We start from the raw sequence: 9,284 nt of genomic DNA, 5'->3' as shown, positions 1-9,284 counted from the left end.
CTTTTTTGTATCAGGTTTATTAAATATTTGGCGCGCAGAATTTATGCTGAGTATGGTCTGACAAAAAAGCTTCTATTTCGTATTGTCTTGCTCCCTTTTATTAGGGCAGAGAATTCCCGGGTAGGGTCTTAAGTTACTGCTCTCGGGCAATATCTCCAGCGTTCATTAAATATCATCAAGCTAGGGATCGAGAGATCAATTCATGCCCGTCCCTCTCTCAAAAAAAGATATTCAGCGCTAGGTCAGGAAGTTCTTCAATTATGGGTGGTTGCTGCAGTCTTGCCCTTGAGCAAAAATAATTAAAAAATTTTCTTGTTCGGTATGGGAATGCAGTTGTTTGCATGCGTATCGAAGTCCATGGAAGAGGCTTGGGGAGGTGAGCGCGCACGATTAAGTACGTCCCGCCAGTCAGGTGTCTTTTGCTTTGCGTTCGGTATGAACGAAGTATGGCGTTTGGTTTTATTCCATCGCTATGATCGCAGATTAATGAAATGGAGTTGGCGTTGTAAAAGTCTATTGGGGCTAGAGTCTGCAGTTGCGTGGCGAGAATAACTAGCCGCTATATTTAATCGCTATCTGTAAACGCCGTAGGGCATATCGCCTAGGGTCGCTGAGGGCAGGCTTGGACGCTAAGGAGGGCAAGTTGCTTGATTTGCAGAATAAGATCAACAGCCTGCTGAATACTGCCAGGATTATGTGCCCGGGTACCAGCGCAGCCGAAAGACTCGAGCGGATGAGTCAGGAAGCGGACGGTGAAAGTAAAATAATCAGGAGATGTAGGCCAACCGAAAAAATTGAAGGTGCCAGTGTATGAGTTTATGGTTTTGGACAACGCAAGCATCTTGCAACGCGTGAAACAGCGACGCGGTGGCACACTTGAGGTTTGCCGTTACCAATTGATTTTTGGTGGTCAATAAATGTCTTTCAGATAGTTCTGCAGCAGCAGAAGCGGCGCTTCCAGTTGCTGCAAACTCTGCGCGCCACAAAAATCCATCGACAGCCTTTGCAGCTCGCGCCCCAAGGGCCTATCCACGCCCCCCAAGGCATCCAGTGCCAACGCCAGGCATTGGTTGACCCTCAACTGGATCGCCGCGACATCCCCCTGGCGCACCAGTAAACCAAAAACCTCGCGCTCGTAATCGCTCATGATCGGATCGTCGCGCAGAATCGGGCTCGAGCCTTCCGTCTCATGTGTGAGCTTCAGGCAGAACAGGGCGACGGTTTCCAGGAGCAATTCCATGGGGGAATCCTTGTGAAATGTTTCACCGGGTGTGGGAGCGGGGCGAGAGGAGCAGGATCAAAAGATCGTCCGATCGCGGCCCGAGCCTTCGGCAGCTCCTACGCGGTGGTGGGGTGTCAGGTGCTTTATCGCAGGCGAAAAAAAAGGCCTTGCAAAGCAAGACCTTTCTCAATTTTGGTGCCCCGAGGGAGACTCGAACTCCCACTTCTTGCGAAAACGGATTTTGAATCCGCCGCGTCTACCAATTCCGCCATCAGGGCTCAATGGCGGCGAAGTATAGAGATGAGATTACCGTTGGTCAATCACGTTTCATGGAGAATTTTTGATATTTCCGCTAGACTTCTCGGCCCTGCTAGACGAACCCCATCATGCGCGTTGCTGACTTTACTTTCGAGCTCCCTGATTCGCTGATCGCTCGCCATCCTTTGGCTGAGCGTCGCAACAGTCGCCTGTTGACCCTTGATGGGGTCAGCGGCGCCCTGGCACATCGTCAATTCACTGATTTGCTTGAGCATTTACGCCCAGGCGACTTGATGGTGTTCAACAATACCCGGGTGATTCCGGCGCGGCTGTTTGGCCAGAAAGCTTCCGGCGGCAAGCTGGAAATTCTGGTTGAGCGGGTGCTCGACAATCATCGCGTGCTGGCCCATGTGCGGTCCAGCAAGTCGCCCAAGCCTGGGTCGAAGATCCTCATCGACGGCGGTGGCGAGGCCGAGATGCTGGCCCGTCATGATGCGTTGTTCGAGCTGGGGTTTAGTGAAGAGGTGTTGCCCCTGCTGGACCGTGTCGGGCACATGCCGTTGCCTCCTTATATAGACCGCCCGGATGAAGGCTCGGATCGCGAGCGTTATCAGACGGTGTACGCCGAGCGCCTGGGCGCGGTGGCGGCGCCGACGGCGGGGCTGCATTTTGATCAGCCGCTGCTGGAGGCGATTGCCGCCAAGGGCGTCGAGACCGCGTTCGTGACCCTGCACGTGGGTGCGGGCACGTTCCAGCCGGTGCGCGTCGAGAAGATTGAAGATCACCACATGCACACTGAATGGCTGGAAGTCGGCCAGGACGTGGTGGATGCGGTGGCGGCCTGTCGCGCTCGCGGTGGGCGGGTAGTGGCGGTGGGGACCACCAGCGTGCGTTCCCTGGAAAGTGCCGCGCGCGATGGCGTGCTCAAGCCGTTCAGTGGCGATACCGACATCTTTATCTACCCCGGGCGGCCGTTTCATGTGGTCGATGCCCTGGTCACCAATTTCCATTTGCCCGAATCCACGCTGTTGATGCTGGTTTCGGCGTTCGCCGGTTATCCCGAAGCCATGGCCGCTTATAAAGCCGCCGTGGAGCATGAATACCGTTTTTTCAGCTACGGTGATGCGATGTTTATCACCCGTAACCCCGCACCACGTGGCCCTGAGGACAAAGAATGAGTCGCCAAAGTCGTATGTCGTTTGAGTTGCTTGCCACAGACGGCAAGGCTCGTCGCGGTCGCCTGACCTTCCCGCGCGGTACCGTCGAGACCCCGGCGTTCATGCCGGTGGGCACCTATGGCACCGTGAAGGGCATGCTGCCGCGGGATATCACCGCCACCGGCGCGGAAATCATTCTGGGCAACACGTTTCACCTGTGGCTGCGCCCTGGCACCGAAGTGATCAAGAAGCACGGCGACCTGCACGATTTCATGCAGTGGAAAGGCCCGATCCTGACTGACTCCGGTGGTTTCCAAGTGTTCAGCCTGGGCGCCATGCGCAAGATCAAGGAGGAGGGCGTGACCTTCGCCTCCCCGGTGGATGGCGCCAAGGTGTTCATGGGGCCGGAAGAGTCGATGCAGGTTCAGCGTGACCTGGGCTCGGACATCGTGATGATTTTTGACGAATGCACGCCGTACCCGGCTGACGAAGACGTCGCGCGCATTTCCATGGAGCTGTCGTTGCGCTGGGCCCAGCGTTCGAAGAATGCCCATGGCGACAATACGGCGGCGCTGTTCGGGATTGTTCAGGGCGGCATGCACCAGGATCTGCGCATGCGCTCCCTGGAAGGCCTGGACAAGATCGGCTTCGACGGCCTGGCCATTGGCGGTCTGTCGGTGGGCGAACCCAAGCACGAGATGATCAAGGTGCTGGATTATCTGCCGGGCCAGATGCCGGCTGACAAACCTCGTTACCTTATGGGCGTTGGCAAACCGGAAGATCTGGTTGAGGGTGTGCGCCGCGGTGTGGACATGTTCGATTGCGTGATGCCAACCCGTAATGCCCGCAATGGGCATCTGTTCATTGATACAGGCGTGCTGAAGATCCGCAACGCGTTCCATCGCCATGATGATTCGCCGCTGGATCCGACCTGCGATTGCTATACCTGCCAGAACTTCTCCCGTGCTTATCTGCACCATCTGGACAAGTGTGGCGAAATGCTGGGTAGCATGTTGAATACCATCCACAATTTGCGCCATTACCAGGTGCTTATGGCTGGTTTGCGCGAGGCTATTCAACAGGGTACATTGGCCGCCTTTGTCGATGCCTTCTACGCCAAACGCGGGCTTCCCGTTCCGCCTTTGGACTGAGTTTTCTGACCCCAAGATTCAACATTTGCAACTGGAGTGCTAAATGAGCTTTTTTATCTCTAACGCCATGGCTGACGCTGCTGCACCTGCTGCAGGCCCAATGGGCGGCGGCTTTGAGTGGATTTTCCTGGTGGGTTTCCTGGTCATCTTCTACCTGATGATCTGGCGTCCACAGGCCAAGCGCGCCAAAGAGCAGAAGAACCTGCTGAGCAGCCTGCAAAAAGGCGACGAAGTTGTGACCACTGGCGGCATCGCCGGCAAGATCACCAAAGTGGCTGATGATTTCGTGGTTCTGGAAGTTTCTGACACTGTCGAAATGAAGTTCCAGAAAGGCGCTATCGCCGCCACGCTGCCAAAAGGCACGCTCAAAGCGATCTAAGTTTCAACTTCTACTCAATCGACGGGGCGCGCAAGGCGCCCCGCGTCATAAGCGGGCGGCGTGATGCTGAACAAATACCCTCTGTGGAAATACATTCTGATCCTGGCGGTGCTGGCGGTCGGTCTGATTTATTCCGCTCCCAATCTTTATCCTGATGACCCGGCCATTCAGGTCAGCGGTGCAAGCACTGCGCTGCAGGTCAATCAGGCTGATCTGGATCGAGTGAGCGCTGCGCTCAAGGCATCCGGGATCAACGTCAAGGCGACCTCGCTGACGGCAGGTGGCAAGGGCGGTCTGATTCGCCTGGTCAAGGCTGAAGACCAACTGCCAGCCAAGGACGTTGTGCGCAAGGCGTTGGGTGATGACTACGTCGTTGCACTGAACCTGGCACAAACCACCCCGCAATGGCTGCGCAGCCTGGGCGCGCACCCGATGAAGCTGGGTCTGGACTTGTCCGGTGGTGTGCACTTCCTGCTGGAAGTGGACATGGACAAAGCCCTCGATGCCCGCCTGAAAGTCTACGAAGGCGACGTCAAGAGCCTGTTGCGCAAAGAGAAGCTGCGCTATCGCAGCCTGCCGCAACTCAACGGTGCCATTCAGCTGGGTTTCACTGATGAAGCTGCCCGCGAGCAGGCCCGTGCACTGATCCGCAAGAACTTCAACGATTTCGATATTGTTCCGGCCGACCTCAATGGTCAGGCGGTGCTGCGTCTGGCGATGACCCCGGCCAAGCTGGCGGAAATCCGCGAATACTCCATCAAGCAGAACTTGACCACGGTACGTAACCGCGTCAACGAGCTGGGTGTTGCCGAACCGATCGTGCAGCGCCAGGGCGCCAACCGCATCGTGGTTGAGCTGCCAGGCGTGCAGGACACGGCTGAAGCCAAGCGTATCCTGGGCAAGACGGCCAACCTCGAGTTCCGTCTGGCTGCAGAGCCGGGCGCTTCGAAAGCCACTTCGGAAACGTTCGAGTTCCGTGAAGGCAATCGTCCGTCGGCACAGATCGAGCGTAGCCTGATCATCACCGGTGACCAGGTGACTGACGCCAAGGCTGGCTTCGGCGAGCAAGGTACGCCAGAAGTGAACATCCGCCTGGATGGCCACGGTGGCGAGCTGATGAGCCGTGCGACCCGTAACAATGTCGGTCGCAGCATGGCGGTGATCTTCATCGAGCAGCGTCCTGTGACCACTTACACCAAGCAAGTGGTCGACGGCGTCGAGAAAGATGTGGCGGTGCAGACCTTCAAGGAAGAGAAGAAGATCATCAGCCTGGCGACCATCCAGTCGCCACTGGGTGCTCAGTTCCGTATCACCGGCCTGAACGGCCAGGGCGAGTCCTCCGAGCTGGCACTGCTGCTGCGTGCCGGTGGCCTGGCTGCCCCGATGTACTTCGCGGAAGAGCGCACCATCGGCCCGAGCCTGGGTGCGGACAACATCACCAAGGGTATCGATGCGTCGCTGTGGGGCATGCTGTTTGTCTCGCTGTTCATCATCGCCATCTACCGCTTCTTCGGCATCATCGCCACCGTCGCTCTGGCAGTGAACATGGTGTTGCTGCTGGCGCTGATGTCGCTGCTGGGTGCTACGCTGACCCTGCCGGGTATCGCCGGTATCGTATTGACCATGGGTATGGCGGTTGACGCCAACGTGCTGATCTTCTCGCGGATTCGTGAAGAGATTGCGGCGGGCATGACCATCCAGCGGGCAATCAACGAAGGCTTCGGCCGGGCATTCACTGCGATTCTCGACGCCAACCTGACGACGTTGCTGGTCGGCGGGATTCTCTTCGCCATGGGCACCGGTCCGGTGAAGGGCTTCGCAGTGACCATGTCCCTCGGGATCTTTACCTCGATGTTCACGGCCATCATGGTGACCCGCGCGATGGTCAACCTGATCTTCGGCGGTCGTGACTTCAAGAAGTTGTGGATTTAAGGGGCTGCCATGTTACGTACAATCAACTTCATGGGCGTTCGCAACGTTGCGTTCGGCGTCACATTGTTCCTCACGTTGCTGGCCTTGTTCAGTGTTGCGACCAAGGGCATGAACTGGGGCCTGGACTTCACCGGCGGTACGCTCATCGAGCTGACCTACGAGCATCCGGCCGATGTCACCAAGGTGCGCGAGCAGCTGGTTGCTTCGGGTTATCACGACGCGATCGTGCAGAGCTTCGGTGCAACTACCGATTTGCTGGTGCGGATGCCGGGTGAAGACCCGCAGCTGGGTCATCAGGTCGCTGAAGCGCTGCTGAAGGTTGGCGGCGACAACCCGGCGGCGGTCAAGCGAGTCGAGTTTGTCGGCCCGCAGGTCGGTGAAGAACTGCGCGACCAGGGCGGCCTAGGCATGCTGATGGCGCTCGGCGGCATCCTGATCTACCTGGCCTTCCGCTTTCAGTGGAAGTTCGCGGTCGGCGCCATTGTTTCGCTCATCCACGACGTGATCGTGACCATCGGTATCCTGTCGTTCTTCCAGATCACCTTCGACCTGACGGTATTGGCGGCGGTGCTGGCGATCATTGGTTACTCGCTCAACGACACCATCGTGGTATTCGACCGGGTTCGAGAGAACTTTCGGGTGCTGCGCAAGGCGACGCTGATCGAGAACATCAACATCTCGACCACCCAGACCCTGCTGCGGACCATGGCTACTTCGATCTCCACGTTGCTGGCGATTGCGGCGCTGTTGTTCTTCGGCGGTGACAACCTGTGGGGCTTCTCCATTGCGCTGTTTATCGGTGTTCTGGCGGGTACCTACTCGTCGATCTACATCGCTAACGTGGTGCTGATCTGGCTGAACCTGAGCACTGAGGATCTGATTCCTCCAGTGGCTACCGATAAGGAAGTCGACGACCGGCCATAACGGCTTTCGTCTTCCAGCTGTCGGCCTAAAAGGCGCGAGTATTGAACTCGCGCCTTTTTTTATGCTCCAAGGCTGGGAGAAGCGCGGGCGTTGTCCCGCCTATGATGGTCAGGAGGTTCAAGTGAACAAGTCGTTGCTGGTTGGTGCGGTATTGGGTGCTGTCGGTGTGACTGCCGGGGGTGCTGTTGCCACCTACAGCCTGGTTAAAAGCGGCCCTGAGTATGCGCAAGTTCTAGCCGTTGACCCGGTCAAGAAACAGATCAAGACGCCACGTGAAGTGTGCAAGGACGTGGCCGTGACCCGCCAGGCACCGGTCAAGGATCAACATCAGATCCTCGGTACCGCCATTGGCGCAGTGGCCGGTGGTTTGCTAGGTAATCAGGTCGGCGGCGGCACCGGCAAGAAGATCGCCACCGTAGCTGGCGCCGTGGGCGGCGGTTATGCCGGTAACAAAGTGCAGGAAGGTATGCAGAACCGCGATACCTATACCACCACCCAGACTCGCTGTAACACGGTGAATGACATCAGCGACAAGGTCGTAGGCTACGACGTCCGTTATTCGCTGGACGGCAAGGAAGGCAAGGTGCGGATGGATCGCGATCCGGGCAACCAGATTCCGGTGGATAAGGAAGGCAAGCTGGTGCTGTCACAGAACGAACCGGCTCAGTAAGCGCCGACCGTTTTATCAAAAAGCGCCCTGCGGGGTGCTTTTTTGTGCCCGCTATTTTGGCAATGCCTCTTATCCCGGTGGCACCGATTTGTCGTGGAGCCTCATCATGTTGACTCCTCTAATTCGATCATTCTCATGATGAACATATGCTCGACATCGATGGCCACCAAGTCGAGACCGGAAATAAGCTTGCCCGACTGCGAAACGCTCCTTGGGTGTAAGCCATCACGAAAAATGCTGCGTGTCTTTCGATATGGTGAATTTTCTTGTGACGCATTCGCAGAAAGCTAGGGAAACTCTGAAAAAGACTTCCCGATCTGGTGAAATAGCCACCTCGCACAAACGAAACAGTTGAGCCCCGATGAAACAGATGTCCTTCGCCGATGCCGAATATGCCGGCAAACGTAAGCAGACCCGCCGCGAACGCTTCCTGATTGAGATGGATCAGGTGGTGCCCTGGAAGGGTTTGATTACCTTGATCGAGCCGCATTATCCAAAGGGCGAAGGGGGGCGTCCGGCGTATCCGTTGATGGCCATGCTGCGGGTTCATCTGATGCAAAACTGGTTCGGCTACAGCGATCCGGCGATGGAAGAGTCACTGTATGAAACGACAATTCTGCGCCAGTTCGCAGGCTTGAATCTGGATCGGATTCCCGATGAAACCACGATCCTCAACTTCCGTCGGCTGTTGGAAAAGCATGAGTTGGCCGGTGGAATTTTGCAGGTCATCAACGGCTATTTGGGTGATCGTGGTTTGCTGCTGCGCCAAGGTACAGTGGTCGATGCGACGATCATTCACGCGCCGAGTTCGACCAAGAACAAAGATGGCAAACGCGATCCAGAAATGCATCAGACGAAGAAAGGAAACCAATATTTTTTCGGGATGAAGTCGCACATTGGCGTCGATGCCGAATCCGGCCTGGTACATAGCCTGGTGGGCACTGCGGCCAATGTGGCGGACGTAATGCAAGTCGATCAGTTGCTCCATGGTGATGAAACGTACGTCTCTGGCGATGCGGGTTACACCGGTGTAGACAAGCGTCCCGAACATAAGGGGCGCGAGATGATCTGGTCGATTGCCGCCCGGCCAAGCAGCCATAAAAAGCACGGAAAAAAGAGCCTGATCGGGCGTATGCGCCGCAAGATCGAATACGCGAAAGCGCAGGTGCGGGCCAAGGTTGAGCACCCGTTTCGCGTGATCAAGCGCCAGTTTGGTTATACAAAAGTGCGCTTTCGTGGTCTGGTGAAAAACATCGCGCAACAGACAACGTTGTTCGCATTGTCGAACCTGTGGATGGTGCGAAAACGGTTGATGGGTATGGGCGAGGTGCGTCTGTAATGCGGGCTAATCGCCTTGAAACAGCGCGATCAGAGGAAAAACCCGTGAATTAAGGACAAGAAGGTCTGTTTTTCGACCGACTCAAGATTTTTTGAACCTCAAGTAGCGAGGGCGTCAAAAATCGGTGGGTACTTCAGACCTTCCCTAGGTATTCATACAGTCTTGGAAGGATGCTTTTCTATACTGTAATGGCGAAAAGTTCGGTGTGCTTAAATCAATATAGGAAAATTCCTATTGTTGTAGTTTTTTTTG

The 9,284-nt window shown here is 56.3% G+C and carries 8 protein-coding genes and 1 tRNA gene; 7 read left to right on the top strand and 2 right to left on the bottom strand.

Annotated elements, in window-relative coordinates; all coding sequences use genetic code 11:
• Positions 1–910: 910 nt before the first annotated feature.
• Positions 911–1,240 (bottom strand): hypothetical protein, encoded by a 330-nt coding sequence (locus UB23_RS22955; protein ID WP_045061581.1) that lies wholly within the window; start codon positions 1,238–1,240, stop codon positions 911–913.
• A 175-nt stretch (positions 1,241–1,415) separates the two neighbouring features.
• Positions 1,416–1,500, bottom strand: a tRNA-Leu gene (locus UB23_RS22950).
• Positions 1,501–1,608: 108 nt separating this feature from the next.
• Between UB23_RS22950 and queA the strand changes: the two genes are divergently transcribed.
• The 7 genes from queA to UB23_RS22915 all read left to right on the top strand — a co-directional run bounded on the left by queA (position 1,609) and on the right by UB23_RS22915 (position 9,032).
• A complete protein-coding gene (gene queA / locus UB23_RS22945) occupies positions 1,609–2,658 on the top strand; it encodes a tRNA preQ1(34) S-adenosylmethionine ribosyltransferase-isomerase QueA (RefSeq protein ID WP_045061580.1) in 1,050 nt (349 codons plus the stop codon).
• 14 nt (positions 2,659–2,672) lie between these two features.
• Positions 2,673–3,788 (top strand): tRNA guanosine(34) transglycosylase Tgt, encoded by a 1,116-nt coding sequence (tgt, locus tag UB23_RS22940; RefSeq protein WP_163019375.1) that lies wholly within the window; start codon positions 2,673–2,675, stop codon positions 3,786–3,788.
• A 43-nt stretch (positions 3,789–3,831) separates the two neighbouring features.
• Entirely contained in the window at positions 3,832–4,167 is a 336-nt protein-coding gene (yajC, locus tag UB23_RS22935) for a preprotein translocase subunit YajC (RefSeq protein ID WP_007982729.1), read from the top strand.
• 63 nt (positions 4,168–4,230) lie between these two features.
• Positions 4,231–6,099, top strand: coding sequence for a protein translocase subunit SecD (gene secD, locus UB23_RS22930; RefSeq protein WP_045061578.1), 1,869 nt, complete (start codon positions 4,231–4,233; stop codon positions 6,097–6,099).
• Positions 6,100–6,108: 9 nt separating this feature from the next.
• Positions 6,109–7,023 carry a protein translocase subunit SecF gene (gene secF, locus UB23_RS22925; protein WP_045061577.1) on the top strand — a complete coding sequence of 305 codons (915 nt, stop codon included), beginning with the start codon at positions 6,109–6,111 and terminating at the stop codon, positions 7,021–7,023.
• A 121-nt stretch (positions 7,024–7,144) separates the two neighbouring features.
• Positions 7,145–7,693 (top strand): glycine zipper 2TM domain-containing protein, encoded by a 549-nt coding sequence (locus UB23_RS22920; RefSeq protein ID WP_045061576.1) that lies wholly within the window; start codon positions 7,145–7,147, stop codon positions 7,691–7,693.
• 361 nt (positions 7,694–8,054) lie between these two features.
• A complete protein-coding gene (locus tag UB23_RS22915; RefSeq protein WP_045061575.1) occupies positions 8,055–9,032 on the top strand; it encodes an IS5 family transposase in 978 nt (325 codons plus the stop codon).
• Positions 9,033–9,284 lie beyond the last annotated feature (252 nt).

The sequence above is a fragment of the Pseudomonas sp. ES3-33 genome (genome assembly GCF_000952175.1).
In the GTDB taxonomy this organism is placed as follows: domain Bacteria; phylum Pseudomonadota; class Gammaproteobacteria; order Pseudomonadales; family Pseudomonadaceae; genus Aquipseudomonas; species Aquipseudomonas gregormendelii.
Note: the sequence above shows the minus strand (reverse complement) of the source record. Positions and strands in the feature narration are given on the sequence as shown.